A 12723-nucleotide genomic window follows, 5' to 3' on the forward strand; every position below is an offset into this window, starting at 1 on the left:
CCGTGCGCATTTGAAGGCCCGTTCGCACTAGAACTGCCAGGGGAACGGCGACCAGTCCGGTTCGCGCTTCTCGAGGAAGGCGTCCCTGCCCTCCACCGCCTCGTCGGTGCCGTAGGCCAGCCGGGTCGCCTCCCCGGCGAACACCTGCTGCCCGACCATCCCGTCGTCGACCGCATTGAAGGCGAACTTGAGCATGCGGATGGCCGTCGGCGACTTGCCGAGAATCTCGTTCGCCCACTCGAGCGCCACCTTCTCCAGGTCGGCGTGCGGCACCACGGCGTTGATCGCACCCATCTCGAGGGCACGCCTCGCGTCGTACTCCCTGGCGAGGAAGAACACCTCCCGCGCGGCCTTCTGGCCGACCTGGCGGGCGAAGTACGCGCTGCCGTAGCCTCCGTCGAACGACCCCACATCGGCATCCGTCTGCTTGAACTTTCCATGCTCCGCGCTCGCGATGGAGAGATCGCAGACCACGTGCAGGGAGTGGCCGCCGCCGGCCGCCCAGCCGGGGATCACGGCGATGACGACCTTGGGCATGAAGCGGATCAGCCGCTGCACCTCGAGGATGTGCAGGCGGCCGGTGCTCGTCGACCCGTCGGCGTACTGGTAGCCGTCGCGGCCCCGGATGCGCTGGTCGCCGCCCGAACAGAACGCCCAGCCGCCGTCCTTGGCGCTCGGGCCGTTGCCGGTGAGCAGCACCACGCCGATCCGCGAGTTCTGGCGGGCATCGTCGAGGGCCGAATACAGCTCGTCGACGGTGTGCGGCCGGAACGCGTTGCGCACCTCCGGCCGGTTGAAGGCGATTCGCGCCACCCGCCCGGCCGTGTCGTGGTGGTAGGTGATGTCGGTCAGCGAGCCGAAACCGGCCACCGGCTTCCACGCGCTCGGATCGAACAGTTCGGAGACCTCAGTCATGGGGCAAGCCTACGAGTTGCCCAGGGCGCGGAACAGCCAGACGAGCACGAGCGGATTCGCTACGACACTCAGGATCGCCGCCACGGCACCCCACCGCCGCCCGCGGCGCAGCACGACCGCCGCGAGTCCGCCGAGAAAGGAGACGATCGTCAGCGCGATGACGGTCCACGCGAGCACGGTCGCGGTGGTCCACTGTCCGGTCGAGCCGATCGACACCGCGACCGCCTCCACCGCGATGAGCAGCACCACGAGCGCGAACGCGGCCAGCCCGGGCCACTGCCGCCTGGCCCACTCGAACGACTCGGTCGACATGCGCCCAGACTAAGGCACGCCGGGGGGTGCAGACTGGGCACATGCTGCCGACGCTGTCTGACATCCTTTCCACCGCGCGCGTCGTCTCCCTGCCACTGACTTCGAGGTTTCGCGGGATCGACACGAGGGAGGTCATGCTCTTCGAGGGGCCGGCCGGGTGGACCGAGTTTTCGCCGTTCCTCGAATACGACGACGAGGAGTCGTCGGCCTGGCTCGCGGCGGCGATCGACTTCGGCTGGACCCCGGCGCCGGCGATCTTCCGCAGCAGCATCCGCGTGAATGCCACGCTTCCCGCCGTCGCCGCCCAGGACGTCGCCGCCGTCCTCGACCGTTTTCCCGGCTGCCGCACCATCAAGGTGAAGGTGGCGGAACCCGGCCAGACGCTCGCCGACGACGTGGCCCGGGTCGCCGCGGCCCGTAAGTACCTGGGCCCAGAGGGGCGCATCCGGTTGGACGCGAACGGCGGCTGGAACGTGGATGAGGCCGAGCACGCCATCCATGCCATCGCGCCGTACGACCTGGAATACGTCGAACAGCCCTGCCCGACCGTGGACGAGCTCGCCGACATCCGCACGCGGGTCAAGTACATGGGCATGCCGATCGCCGCCGACGAGAGCGTGCGCAAGTCGAGCGATCCGCTCGAGGTGGCACGGGCGAAGGCCGCGGATCTGCTCGTGATCAAGGCGCAGCCCCTCGGTGGCATTCGCCGCGCCCTCGACATCGCCGCGCAGGCCGGGCTCCCCGTCGTCGTCTCGAGCGCCCTGGAGACCTCCGTGGGCATCTCGATGGGCGCGTACCTCGCCGCCGCCGTGCCCGAACTCGCCTACGACTGCGGACTCGCGACCGTGAGCCTGCTGGCCTCGGACGTGACCGAAGACTCGCTCGTGCCGGTGGCCGGGTCGATCGACGTGCGCCGCGTGGTGCCGAGCCTCGCCCTGCTCGACGCGCACGCCGCGGACCCCGTACGTACCGCCTGGTGGACGGCCAGGCTGGAACGCTGCTACGCGCTTCTGCCGGCCTAGACTCGCCGGCGGATGCCCGCCGGGAATAGCGTTGCCCATGACGATGTTCATGTCCATGCATTCGCATACAACAAGACCTCGGAGAACACCATGGCGCAGCAGCTCGAACTCGGCATCGACACCTTCGGCGACGTGACGAATGAGGTGGACGGCACCCCGGTGCCCTACGCCCAGGTGTTGCGCAACCTCGTGGCCCAGGGAGTGCTCGCCGACCGGGTCGGACTCGACTACATCGGCGTCGGAGAGCATCACCGCAAGGACTTCGCTGTGTCCGCTCCCGAGGTGGTGCTGGCCGCCATCGCCGCCCAGACCGAGCGAATCCACGTCGGCACGGCCGTCACGGTCCTGAGTTCGGATGACCCGATCCGGGTGTTCCAGCGCTTCGCGACCCTCGACGGCATCTCCAGCGGTCGCGCCGAGGTGATCCTCGGGCGCGGGTCGTTCACCGAGTCGTTCCCGCTCTTCGGACTCGACCTCGCCCAGTACGAGCAGCTCTTCGAAGAGAAGCTGGAGCTCTTCGCCGCGGTTCGCGAACAGCAGCCGGTGAACTGGTCGGGCACGGTCCGCTCGCCGGTCGTCGACAAGTCGGTCTTTCCCACCGTGGAGAACGGACTGCTCCCCACCTGGATCGGCGTGGGCGGCAGCCCGGAGTCCGTCGTGCGCACCGCCCGCTACGGCTTCAACCTCATGCTCGCCATCATCGGCGGAGAGCCCGCCCGCTTCGCGCCGTACGTCGACCTGTTCCACCGCGCCCTCGCCCAGTTCGGGCAGCCCACCCCGAAGATCGGCGTCCACTCGCCCGGCCACATCGCCGAGACCGACGAGCAGGCCCGCGAGGAGCTCTGGCCCCACCACTCGGAGATGGTCGGCCGCATCGGCAAGGAGCGCGGCTGGGGCCCGATGACCCGCGAGTCCTTCGAACAGGAGGCGGACACCGGATCGCTCTACGTCGGCTCACCAGAGACCGTCGCGCAGAAGATCGCCGGTACCGCGAGGGCCCTCGGCCTCGACCGGTTCGACCTCAAGTACTCGAACGGCACGCTCGCGCACGAGAAGCTCATGTCGAGCATCGAGCTCTACGGCACGGTCGTCGCCCCCCGGGTGCGCGAACTGCTCGCCTGAGCGACTCACCCGGCTGGTCGGCCTCCCGGTCGCCGCACCCCGACGTGTCAGAATGTTGACATGAAGGAACAGGATCGGGTGGGCCATCTCACCGAGTCGCTGGGCTACGTGCTCAAGCAGTCGGCCAAGGCGCTGCACCTCGCGACCGAAGAGGTGCTGCGCCCGTTCGACCTCACCGTCGCGCAGTTCTCCTGCCTCGAGCTGCTCGGCCGGCATCCCGGCCTGTCCAACGCCGAGCTGGGCCGCGGCGCCTTCGTCAGCCGCCAGTCGATGAACCTCGTGCTCCGCGGCCTGCAGCAGCGCGGGCTCGTGACCCGCCCGGACACCGTGGCCACCGGCTGGGCCAGACCCACCCAGCTCACGCCAGAGGGACGCGCGCAGCTGCACGCCGCCGCGGAGTCCGTGCGCAAGGTGGAGAAGCGGATGATCTCCGCCATCCCCGAGAAGCGCCGCGTGAAGCTGCGCAAGGACCTCGCCGCCTGCGCGGACGCCATCGCGCCGACGGCGCGGTGACCTCGGGCACCGCGTCGGTCGGGCCGTGTTCTGCAGGACGGTGCCGGCAGGCGTGGGTGCCCACCCCGCAGACTCTGGTTCTGCAGGACACCCTGTACAGGACAGCCTGAGCACGACAGCTCAGGAAAGACAGGTCGTGCAGGACACGGCAGGGTGTGGCGACCCGAACGGTCCCGGTCTGCAGGACACTCCCGTTGGTTCTGCACCGATCGTCCTTGCTATCCGCCCGAGCCGTCCTGCACAACCCGTCCTGCACAACTGGAGTCTGCGGGGTGGGCGCCCGGGGACGGCGGCTCCGTCCTGCACAACCCGCGCCCGACGTCCCTGGGCGGTACAGCTAGGACATCAGGCCGCTGTACGCGTGCAGTCCCTTGAAGAAGAGGTTGACGATCGTGAAGTTGAACATCACGGCGGAGAAGCCGATGATCGCGAGCCATGCCGAGCGTGAGCCGCGCCATCCGCGCGTCGCCCTGGCGTGGATGTAGCCGGCGAAGATCGTCCAGATGATGAAGGTCCAGACCTCCTTCGTGTCCCAGCCCCAGTACCGGCCCCACGCGTGCTCGGCCCAGATCGCGCCGGCCATGAGGGTGAACGTCCAGAAGACGAAGCCGACCACGATCACGCGATAGGCCAGGTTTTCGAGGGCGACCGAGCCCGGAACCGTGTCGAGGAACTTGAGGCCGGCGAACTTGTTCGCCTCGCGCCTCGACTGGATCAGCTGCACGAGCGAGAGCCCGGCGCCGATCGCGAAGAAGGCGGTGCCGAGGGTGGCCACGAAGACGTGGATCACGAGCCAGTATGACTGCAGGGCCGGCGGAAGCGGCACGACGCTCACGTAGAAGCCGACGGTGCCGAAGCCGAGAACGATCAGCGCGAAGCCGGTGATGTACGCGCCGAGGAAGCGCAGGTCCTGCCACACCTGCACGACGATGAAGACGCCGACGATGATGGCGGATGCCGTGAGGCTGAACTCGAACATGTTTGCCCACGGCACGCGGTGCGCGGCGACTCCGCGCAGCACGGTTCCCGCCACGTGCAGGAGCCAGCCGAGGATGGTGAGCGCGTAGGCGACCCGCTCGAAACGACCGGACCGGCGCTGGACCGTGGGCGGAACCGGTGCCGCCGGGCGCTCGAGGGTGGCGGTGCCGCCAGCGCTCGAAAGCTGGCCGACCCGCGCCGCCGGCGCGGCCGTCACGGCCGCCGGAGTCTCCGCGGAACGCTTGGCCAGGTCGAGCGTGAACGCGATGAACGCGAAGAGGTAGACGGCCATCGCGGAGTAGATCGCGACGAGCGAGAAGGATGCCAGTTGTTCGGTCACGATGTCAGCCTAAGCCCGAGGCGCTGGGAGTGCCGCTCGGCGATCTCCGCCACCGCCGACTCGAGCCCCGGGTCCTCCCCGCGGGCGAGTCCCGCGTATTCGAGCCGCAGCCGGCCGCCGTCCTGCTCGATGACCTTCACCCACACGCGGCGGCGCGGAATGAAGAGCGAGGTGAGCAGTCCGAGCAGCACGCAGATGGCGAAGAACAGCACCCAGCCCTGGGTCGGGTCGCGGTGCACGTCGAACGAGGCGAATCGCGGCACGCTCTTCTCGAGGTCGGCGGCATCCGACTTGGGCGCCGCGTTGTCGAAGGTGATCGAGCCGAGTCCGCCGGGAATCTGAGCCGTCTGCCCGGGGGTGAGCCGCAGTGCGCCCGTGCCGGAGGCGGCCCCTGGTCCGGCGACCTCGGTCATCGTGTCGCTGTCGAGCGAGTAGACCGACTTGGGGGTGCCCTGGTTGATGCCGAGATCCCCAGTGTAGAGCACCAGGGAGAGCATGGGATTCCGCAGGTCCGGATGGGTGGACGAGAAGGTGCCCGCCTCGTTCTTGGCCGCGGTCGGGTAGAAGAAGCCGCGCATCCCCACCTGGCTGGAGAGTCCGTCCGGGATCTTGACGATGCCGATGGAGGTGAGGTTGGCGTCCTGGGCCAGGAAGGGCACGGACTCCGAGAACACGACCTTGCCCTTCGGGTCACGAACCGTGATCGAGGGCGCGTAACCGTTGCCGAGCAGGTAGATCTCGTTTCCACCGATGCGCAGCGGGTCGTTCACCTTGATCACCTCTTTCGTGGCCGTGCCGGCCGCGTCGTAGGTGGTGACGTTCGCCGTGTAGTCGATCGGCTGCCCGTAGGCGTTCCGGTTCTGCTCCTCGTACTTGGCCGAGAACTTGTCGAGGATGAGCCGGTAGGGCACGAGGGCCGAGTCGGTGAAGAAGCGCCCGGGGCTGAACGAGTCGTAGGTGAGCCGCACGTTGGCGAACGCCTGGCCGGTCACGAGCACCTTCTGCCCCGTGTAGCCGAAGCCTCCCCCGATGCCCACCGAGAGCAGGATCCCGATCAGCGCGATGTGGAAGACGAGGTTGCCGGTCTCCCGCAGGTAGCCCCGCTCGGCCGTCACCGACAGGCTCCCGCCGGCCGAGGACGCCGGGCCGTCGAACAGCCGCACGCGATAGCCGGAGCCGCGCAGCATCGCGCGCGCCGCCTCGGTCGCCGACGCCGCCGTGATCGGCGCACCCGCGGAATCCGTCTGGTCGGGCGCGACCTCGAACGCCCGGAACGCCCCGAGCCGGTCGAGCCTGGCCGGGGTCCTGGGCGGCGCGGACGCGAGCGCCTTCAGGTGGAAGATCGTGCGCGGGATCACGCAGCCGATCAGCGAGATGAACAGCAGCAGGTAGATGGCCGAGAACCAGGCCGAGGTATAGACGTCGAAGAGCTGGAGCTTGTCGAGAACCGGAGCGAGCGCCTTGTTGGTGGTGAAGTACAGCGTCACGCCGTTGGGGTCCGAGCTGCGCTGGGGGAAGAGCGAGCCGGGAACCGCGGCGATGGCCAGCAGCAGCAGCAGGAACAGCGCGGTGCGCATGCTCGTGAGCTGGCGCCAGAAGAACCGCAGGTAGCCGATCGGGCCGAGCCTGGGCTGCGCAACGTCGTCGCCCCGGGGGCGCGGCGCCGGTGAGTCGATGTGATCAGAGGGCCGGGACAAAGCTCGAGATCACCGCCTGCAGGTCGGAGACCAGGATGCGCCAGACGCCGGTGACCATGAGTGTTCCGATCGCGATGAGGAGCGAGCCGCCGATGATGTTGATCAGGCGGATGTGGCGCTTGAGCCAGGCCACACTTCCGGTGACCCAGTTGAGTCCGAAGGCCACGAGCAGGAACGGGATGCCGAGGCCGAGGCAGTAGAACACGCCGAGCAGCAGGCCACGCCATACGCTGCCGCTGTCCGCGCTGAGCAGGGACACCGCGGCGAGCGTCGGGCCGAGGCACGGCGACCAGCCGAGACCGAACACCACGCCGAGCAGCGGCGCCCCGCCGAGGCCGGTCGTGGTGCGCCACTCCGGTTTGAAGGTGCGCTGCAGAAAGCTGAACTGCCCGATGAAGACGAGCCCCATCACGATCAGCAGCACCCCGGCGATGCGCGTGATGAGGTCGATCCACGGGATGAGCAGGGTGCCGGCGGCCGCGAAAAGCACGTTGAGCGCGATGAACACCACGCTGAAGCCGAGCACGAACAGGCCGACGCCGAGAACGAGGCGGCCACGACCGTTCTTCTCCTTCGTTGCCGCGAACCCGCCGATGTAGGCGAGGTAGCCGGGCACGAGCGGGAGCACGCAGGGCGACGCGAACGCGATGATGCCGGCGAGCAGGGCGATCGGCAGGGCGAAGGCGAGGTTGCCGCCGAAGACGAGCTGCGAGATCGGGTTCTGCACTACTTGCTCTCGGCCAGGGCGTCGGAGAGAAGGGTGTTGAGGATGGACGCCGACTCCAGCTGGCCGACGATGCGCGCGGCGATGCGCCCCTTCGTGTCGATCACGTAGGTGGTGGGGGTGGCCGTCGGGGCGATCGCCCCGGCGAAGGCGATGCGCACCGAGCCGCTGTCGACATCCATCGCCGAGGGGTACTGCACCTTGTACTGCTGCTCGAACGATCGGGCGGTGGCCGCCTGGTCCACGGTGTTCACGCCGAGGAAGGCGACGCCCTGCGGCGCGTATTTCGCGTGCAGCGTGTTGAGGATGGGCGCCTCCGCGCGGCAGGGGGCGCATCCCGCGTACCAGAAGTTGACCACCACGACCTTGCCGAGGTAGTCGGCCATCGACACCGCCGCGCCTGTCTCGTCCTTGGACGTGAAGGTGATGGCCTTCGCCCGGTCGGACGCCTTCACGATCACGGGGGCGCCGGAGTCGTCCGTGTAGCTGGTTCCGGCTCCGCTGCCGTAGTCGACCGCGAGCTTGTCGGTGGACGTGCACCCCGCGAGGAGGAGAGTCGCCGCCACGGAGAGCGCGACGACGGCCGCGCGCCTCATACCGCTCCCAGGTCGATCGACCGAGCGAGCAGGTCGGCGGCCGGGTCCCGGTAGCCCACCTCCACGAAACGGTCGCCGCGCTTCTCGACCGTGGTGATGCTCGAGAGTCGGCAGCGGCGCTTGCGCGGGTCGTGGAAGAGCTTCTGGCCGGCGAGGGTGCGCTGCACCATCACGATGGGCATCTGGTGGCTCACCATCACGACCTCGCCGCCGTCCGCCGAGTTCCAGGCGTCGTCCATCGCGGCGAGCATGCGCGCGGCGACGCTCACGTACGGCTCTCCCCAGCTCGGCTTGAACGGGTTGACGATCCAGGGCCACACCCGCGGCTTGCCGAGCACGGCCGGGCCGAACTCGAAGCTTCCGCCCTCGAACTTGTTGAACGGCTCGATGAGCCGCTCGTCGGTGACGATCTCGAGCCCGAACGCGTCGGCCCACGGCTTGGCGGACTCCTGGGCTCGCAGCAGGGGGCTCGCGTAGAGCCCGACGATCGGATGCCCGCTCAGTCCGGCGGCGGCGGCCGCGGCCATCTTCTTGCCGAGCTCCGAGAGGTGGTAGCCGGGGAGGCGTCCGTAGAGGATTCCCTCGGGGTTGTACACCTCGCCGTGACGGACGAGGTGAATCTGGGTTGCTGCCACCGCCCCAGTCTACGTTTTGCTTCGCTGCCAGATTCCCGTGAGTGTGCCCGAGCCCCGGCCCCCTCGACGCCGCGATCGGCCGGTTCGGGCATCCGGGCTAAACTCGGTGACCGTGAGCGAACGCACCCTGATCAAGAACCTTGCCGCAGCAAATGACGGCCCCGTGAGTGTCTCCGGCTGGGTCGAGACGGTGAGGGACCAGAAGAAGGTGCAGTTCGTCGTGTTGCGCGACGAGTCCGGCGCGGTGCAGCTCGTGCATCCCCGGGCCTTCGGCGAAGACGGGTCGCCCCTCGACGACGAACTCGCCGACACCATCTCCGGCCTCAGCCAGGGCACCTTCCTCACCGCGACGGGCGAGCTCAAGCACGACGAGCGCGTGAAGCTCGGCGGCGTCGAGGTCAAGCTCGACTCCCTCCGCATCGCCTCCGTCGCGATCGCCGAGACCCCGATCGCGGTCGACTCGAGCATCGACAAGCGCATGGACTGGCGCTTCCTCGACCTTCGTCGCCCGGAGCAGAACCTGATCGCCCGCGTGCAGACCACCTTCGAACACGCGCTGCGCGGCTACTGGAACGACAACGACTTCATCGAGATCCACACGCCGAAGCTCATGGCGAGCGCCAGCGAGTCCAAGGCGGAGCTCTTCGAGGTCAAGTACTTCGAGGGCAAGGCGTTCCTCGCGCAGAGCCCCCAGTTCTTCAAGCAGATGGCTCAGCCAGCCGGCTTCGGCAAGGTCTTCGAGGTGGGACCGGCCTTCCGCGCCGACCCGAGCTTCACGAGCCGCCATGCCACCGAGTTCACGAGCGTCGACGCCGAGATCAGCTGGATCGACAGCCACGAGGACGTGATGACCATGCACGAGAACCTGCTGGTCGCAGGCCTCACCGCCGTCAAGGAGAAGCACGGCGACGCCATCAAGGCCCTCTTCGACGTGGAGGTGACGATTCCGTCCACGCCGTTCCCGCGCATCCCGCTCGCCGAGGCCAAGCGCATCGTCGCCGAGCGCGGCTACGAGGTTCCCCGCCACGACGACGACATGGACCCGGAGGGCGAGCGCCAGATCTCCGCCTACGTGCTCGAGACCTTCGGCCACGAGTTCGTCTTCCTCACCGACTACGCCTCGAGCATCCGGCCGTTCTATCACATGCGCCACGACGACGACCCGGGCCTCACCCGGAGCTATGACCTCATCTTCAACGGGGTGGAGATCTCCACCGGCGCCCAGCGCGAGCATCGCGTGGAGGTGCTCGAGGCCCAGGCTCGCGACAAGGGACTCGACCCGGAGGAGCTCGACTTCTACATCGACTTCTTCCGCTACGGGGTGCCGCCGCACGGCGGCTTCGGCATGGGGCTCAGCCGCGTGATGATGCTCCTGCTGCACCAGGCGAACCTGCGCGAGGTCACCTACCTCTTCCGCGGTCCCACGCGACTTCTGCCGTAGCCGGACTGCTACCGTGACCATCATGGAAAACGGATCACCAGACAGCAGGAAGACGGCAGTGGCGGCGGGCCTCGAGCTCCTCGGCATCCTCGAGCGCCACATCAAGCTTCTCGAGACCGAGAAGGACCAGGATGACGCGGCGGTCGAGGTGGACCGCCAGCTCTGGGAGGCCGTCGCGGCGTATGGCGACGCACTCGACGAGCTGTACGAGGACGACGACGAGGACGAGTCCGAGACGCCGGACGAACTCACCTTCACCGTGCGCACCCGCTACGACTACACCGTGGTGGACGAGAAGGCCTTCCTCTCCGCGGGCAAGGGAGTCGGCGAGGCCGTCTTCGCGCTGCTGGAGCGGGCCGGCGGCCGGCCGATCAGTGCCCTCGAGGTGCCGTCGCTCGAGACCCGCAGCGGAATCCTCACGGTGCACCTGAACAACGAACCACTCGTCTCTGCGGACTTCCAGGCCGCCGATGAGCCCACCGACCTGCTGCTCGTCGACCCGGACGAGACTCTCGCCTACGTGCTCGACGAGCCGGTCTACGACTCGCGCGCCGAGGCCGAAGCCGCCGCGAAGCTTCGCGAGGTTTAGGCGATGAAGTCCACGGTGGCCTGCTCACTCACGACGGAGCGGATGTAGGCCCCCAACTTCTGGTGGGCGGGATGCACCTGGTACTCCTCGAGGCCCGCCTCGTTGTCGAAGTCGACGATGAGGGCGAGATCCCAGTGGTTGGGTCCGGTCAGAACGCTCGGACCGACGTCGAGGGCGCGGATGGACGGCACCGTCCCCACGAGGGCGCGGAGGCCGTCCTCGATCTTGCCGATCACGTCGAGCGACTCGATGCTGTCCGCATCCACGATCTTCCAGCACACGACGTGTTTGAGCATTCTCTAAGCCTCCAGGATGGCGGCACGGAGCCGATCGGGGTCGACGCGCCAGATGTTGTGCACTCGGCCGTTGAGCAGCAGCACGGGGACCTCGTCCTCGTACCGGGCCAGGAGGTCCGGGTCGTCGAGGATCGACAGCTCGTCGACGTGGATGGCGGGAGCCGACCCGTTCGAGGCGAGTTCGAGAACGACGGCGTCGATCACCTCGCGGGCCGTGTCGCAGAGGTGACACCCCGGCTTGCGGATGAGGGTCAGGACCGCGGTGGACACGTCTCCAGAGTAGTGCCCGCACCGGCAGCCGAAGGGCACGCACAAGAAACGCCAGACCACTCGGGTCTGGCGCTCATGTTGTGCAGGTCACTCGCTGGAGTGCTCTACTTCTTGTTGCGACGCTGATGACGAGTCTTGCGAAGCAGCTTGCGATGCTTCTTCTTCGCCATGCGCTTGCGACGCTTCTTGATTACTGAACCCATACGCACCTCATAAATTTCTGGCTTCTACTTTTCGCGAACAGACGCCCGCGCCCGTTCAGAACCGCGGAAAAATTGCCTCGGGCCATTCTACCCGCATGCCGCGGCCCTGGCGAACCGCTGCCCTGGGAGCGGCTCAGCCGACGTCCGCGATGTGCGAGTCTACCGCCGCGACGACCGCCGACTCCGGCACGCGGAAGGACCGGCCGAAGCGGATGGCGGGGAGCTCACCGGAGTGCACGAGACGATAGACGGTCATCTTCGAGACGCGCATCATGTCGGCGACCTCGGCCACCGTGAGAAAGCGCACCTCGGAGAGATCGCGTGTCATTTCGGCTGTGCCCCTTTGTGTTCCAGCGGGATTGGGAACGTGCGCACTCGCAACGGGTGTTACTGGAGTGCTAGATCGTAACTGTAGGGGCTATTGGGTCTCGGCGGCAACAGTCCGGCGATCTTTGCCGGCCGTCGACTATTTGTCGTTGCGACCGAGCTTCTTCTTGATCGGCTCGATCACCCGTCGTTCGACCTCGTGGGAGGCGTCCTGCAGGGCGGTGCGGGCCTGGAACGACGCGGCGGCGGCGGCGCGGCCCACCGCGGTGCCCGCGTCCGCCGGATGCTGCAGCGTGTCCGCCGCACGCCGGAATGGCTCGGGAACCTGCACTCCCGACCACGCCGCGAACACGGTGGAGGCCGCGGCCTCCGAGTCGTTGTCGAAGTCCGCGCTGAGAAACGGAATCAGCCAGTCCTCGAGTTCTTCGAGCGGGCTCGTGTCGACGCTGTAGTAGCGGTGCTGCCCCTCCTCGCGAACGGTCACGAGCCCGTGGTCCCGCAGCACCTTGAGGTGCTTCGACACCGTCGGCTGGCTCAGCCCCATCTTCTCCACGATCTCGCCGACGCTGATTTCGCCGGAATCCGAGTCGGAGGTGACGTAGCGGTCGAGGAGCACCTGGAGGAGGTCGCGTCGGGTCGGGTCAGCAACCACGTCAAAGATGTCAGCCATTCCCTCAGGTTAGCGGGCGACGAGCGGGTAGTACCATGACATCCGTTGCGCAGGTCTCGGCGTGCGGCACGGA

At 68.0% G+C, this 12723-nt stretch carries 17 protein-coding genes; 5 read left to right on the forward strand and 12 right to left on the reverse strand.

Annotated features, from left to right (window positions below; all coding sequences use genetic code 11):
- Window positions 1-27: 27 nt before the first annotated feature.
- Both ACHZD8_RS17245 and ACHZD8_RS17250 read right to left on the reverse strand, forming a co-directional pair.
- Window positions 28-915 (reverse strand): 1,4-dihydroxy-2-naphthoyl-CoA synthase, encoded by an 888-nt coding sequence (locus ACHZD8_RS17245; RefSeq protein ID WP_394771662.1) that lies wholly within the window; start codon window positions 913-915, stop codon window positions 28-30.
- Between the two features lie 9 nt (window positions 916-924).
- Window positions 925-1227 carry a hypothetical protein gene (locus ACHZD8_RS17250; RefSeq protein ID WP_394771663.1) on the reverse strand — a complete coding sequence of 101 codons (303 nt, stop codon included), beginning with the start codon at window positions 1225-1227 and terminating at the stop codon, window positions 925-927.
- Between the two features lie 41 nt (window positions 1228-1268).
- Between ACHZD8_RS17250 and ACHZD8_RS17255 the strand changes: the two genes are divergently transcribed.
- From ACHZD8_RS17255 to ACHZD8_RS17265, 3 genes are all read left to right on the forward strand, one after another.
- Window positions 1269-2249 carry an o-succinylbenzoate synthase gene (locus tag ACHZD8_RS17255; protein ID WP_394771664.1) on the forward strand — a complete coding sequence of 327 codons (981 nt, stop codon included), beginning with the start codon at window positions 1269-1271 and terminating at the stop codon, window positions 2247-2249.
- A 90-nt stretch (window positions 2250-2339) separates the two neighbouring features.
- The gene (locus ACHZD8_RS17260) at window positions 2340-3371 is read left to right on the forward strand and encodes an LLM class flavin-dependent oxidoreductase (protein ID WP_394771665.1); all 1032 of its coding nucleotides are present in this window, start codon (window positions 2340-2342) and stop codon (window positions 3369-3371) included.
- A 60-nt stretch (window positions 3372-3431) separates the two neighbouring features.
- Complete coding sequence (locus ACHZD8_RS17265; RefSeq protein WP_394771666.1) at window positions 3432-3884, forward strand: MarR family winged helix-turn-helix transcriptional regulator; 453 nt, start codon at window positions 3432-3434, stop codon at window positions 3882-3884.
- Between the two features lie 337 nt (window positions 3885-4221).
- Here ACHZD8_RS17265 and ccsB read toward each other — a convergent pair whose 3' ends face one another.
- The 5 genes from ccsB to ACHZD8_RS17290 are packed head-to-tail and all read right to left on the reverse strand — an operon-like array spanning window position 4222 to window position 8854.
- Window positions 4222-5202, reverse strand: a complete 981-nt coding sequence (gene ccsB, locus ACHZD8_RS17270; RefSeq protein WP_394771667.1) for a c-type cytochrome biogenesis protein CcsB — start codon at window positions 5200-5202, stop codon at window positions 4222-4224.
- Complete coding sequence (locus ACHZD8_RS17275) at window positions 5199-6899, reverse strand: cytochrome c biogenesis protein ResB (protein ID WP_394771668.1); 1701 nt, start codon at window positions 6897-6899, stop codon at window positions 5199-5201. Before ACHZD8_RS17275 ends, ccsB begins: the two co-directional genes overlap by 4 nt.
- A complete protein-coding gene (locus ACHZD8_RS17280; RefSeq protein ID WP_394771669.1) occupies window positions 6883-7626 on the reverse strand; it encodes a cytochrome c biogenesis CcdA family protein in 744 nt (247 codons plus the stop codon). The genes ACHZD8_RS17275 and ACHZD8_RS17280 overlap by 17 nt, the downstream gene beginning before the upstream one ends.
- Window positions 7626-8219, reverse strand: coding sequence for a TlpA family protein disulfide reductase (locus ACHZD8_RS17285; RefSeq protein ID WP_394771670.1), 594 nt, complete (start codon window positions 8217-8219; stop codon window positions 7626-7628). The genes ACHZD8_RS17280 and ACHZD8_RS17285 overlap by 1 nt, the downstream gene beginning before the upstream one ends.
- Window positions 8216-8854 (reverse strand): histidine phosphatase family protein, encoded by a 639-nt coding sequence (locus ACHZD8_RS17290; protein ID WP_394771671.1) that lies wholly within the window; start codon window positions 8852-8854, stop codon window positions 8216-8218. The genes ACHZD8_RS17285 and ACHZD8_RS17290 overlap by 4 nt, the downstream gene beginning before the upstream one ends.
- A gap of 112 nt (window positions 8855-8966) precedes the next feature.
- Between ACHZD8_RS17290 and aspS the strand changes: the two genes are divergently transcribed.
- Both aspS and ACHZD8_RS17300 read left to right on the forward strand, forming a co-directional pair.
- The gene (gene aspS, locus ACHZD8_RS17295; protein WP_394771672.1) at window positions 8967-10295 is read left to right on the forward strand and encodes an aspartate--tRNA(Asn) ligase; all 1329 of its coding nucleotides are present in this window, start codon (window positions 8967-8969) and stop codon (window positions 10293-10295) included.
- 13 nt (window positions 10296-10308) lie between these two features.
- Window positions 10309-10884 (forward strand): hypothetical protein, encoded by a 576-nt coding sequence (locus ACHZD8_RS17300; RefSeq protein WP_394771673.1) that lies wholly within the window; start codon window positions 10309-10311, stop codon window positions 10882-10884.
- On the opposite strand, the gene ACHZD8_RS17305 is transcribed toward ACHZD8_RS17300, so the two are convergent.
- The 5 genes from ACHZD8_RS17305 to ACHZD8_RS17325 form a co-directional block, all read right to left on the reverse strand.
- Entirely contained in the window at window positions 10881-11180 is a 300-nt protein-coding gene (locus ACHZD8_RS17305) for a Dabb family protein (protein ID WP_394771674.1), read from the reverse strand. The genes ACHZD8_RS17300 and ACHZD8_RS17305 overlap by 4 nt on opposite strands.
- Before the next feature lie 3 nt (window positions 11181-11183).
- Entirely contained in the window at window positions 11184-11450 is a 267-nt protein-coding gene (locus ACHZD8_RS17310; protein ID WP_394771675.1) for a glutaredoxin family protein, read from the reverse strand.
- Between the two features lie 104 nt (window positions 11451-11554).
- The gene (locus ACHZD8_RS17315) at window positions 11555-11653 is read right to left on the reverse strand and encodes a 30S ribosomal protein bS22 (protein WP_003792170.1); all 99 of its coding nucleotides are present in this window, start codon (window positions 11651-11653) and stop codon (window positions 11555-11557) included.
- A 133-nt stretch (window positions 11654-11786) separates the two neighbouring features.
- Window positions 11787-11981, reverse strand: a complete 195-nt coding sequence (locus ACHZD8_RS17320; protein WP_147781902.1) for a helix-turn-helix domain-containing protein — start codon at window positions 11979-11981, stop codon at window positions 11787-11789.
- A gap of 138 nt (window positions 11982-12119) precedes the next feature.
- Window positions 12120-12650, reverse strand: a complete 531-nt coding sequence (locus ACHZD8_RS17325) for an ArsR/SmtB family transcription factor (protein ID WP_394771676.1) — start codon at window positions 12648-12650, stop codon at window positions 12120-12122.
- Window positions 12651-12723 lie beyond the last annotated feature (73 nt).

The sequence above is a fragment of the Lacisediminihabitans sp. genome (assembly GCF_043726815.1).
Classification (GTDB): Bacteria; Actinomycetota; Actinomycetes; order Actinomycetales; family Microbacteriaceae; genus Lacisediminihabitans.

Coding starts and splice junctions, on each gene's coding strand:
- ACHZD8_RS17245 (WP_394771662.1), bottom strand. CDS start 915: ATGACTGAGGTCTCCGAACTGTTCGATCCGAGCGCGTGGAAGCCGGTG.
- ACHZD8_RS17250 (WP_394771663.1), bottom strand. CDS start 1,227: ATGTCGACCGAGTCGTTCGAGTGGGCCAGGCGGCAGTGGCCCGGGCTG.
- ACHZD8_RS17255 (WP_394771664.1), top strand. CDS start 1,269: ATGCTGCCGACGCTGTCTGACATCCTTTCCACCGCGCGCGTCGTCTCC.
- ACHZD8_RS17260 (WP_394771665.1), top strand. CDS start 2,340: ATGGCGCAGCAGCTCGAACTCGGCATCGACACCTTCGGCGACGTGACG.
- ACHZD8_RS17265 (WP_394771666.1), top strand. CDS start 3,432: ATGAAGGAACAGGATCGGGTGGGCCATCTCACCGAGTCGCTGGGCTAC.
- ACHZD8_RS17285 (WP_394771670.1), bottom strand. CDS start 8,219: ATGAGGCGCGCGGCCGTCGTCGCGCTCTCCGTGGCGGCGACTCTCCTC.
- ACHZD8_RS17305 (WP_394771674.1), bottom strand. CDS start 11,180: ATGCTCAAACACGTCGTGTGCTGGAAGATCGTGGATGCGGACAGCATC.
- ACHZD8_RS17315 (WP_003792170.1), bottom strand. CDS start 11,653: ATGGGTTCAGTAATCAAGAAGCGTCGCAAGCGCATGGCGAAGAAGAAG.
- ACHZD8_RS17320 (WP_147781902.1), bottom strand. CDS start 11,981: ATGACACGCGATCTCTCCGAGGTGCGCTTTCTCACGGTGGCCGAGGTC.
- ACHZD8_RS17325 (WP_394771676.1), bottom strand. CDS start 12,650: ATGGCTGACATCTTTGACGTGGTTGCTGACCCGACCCGACGCGACCTC.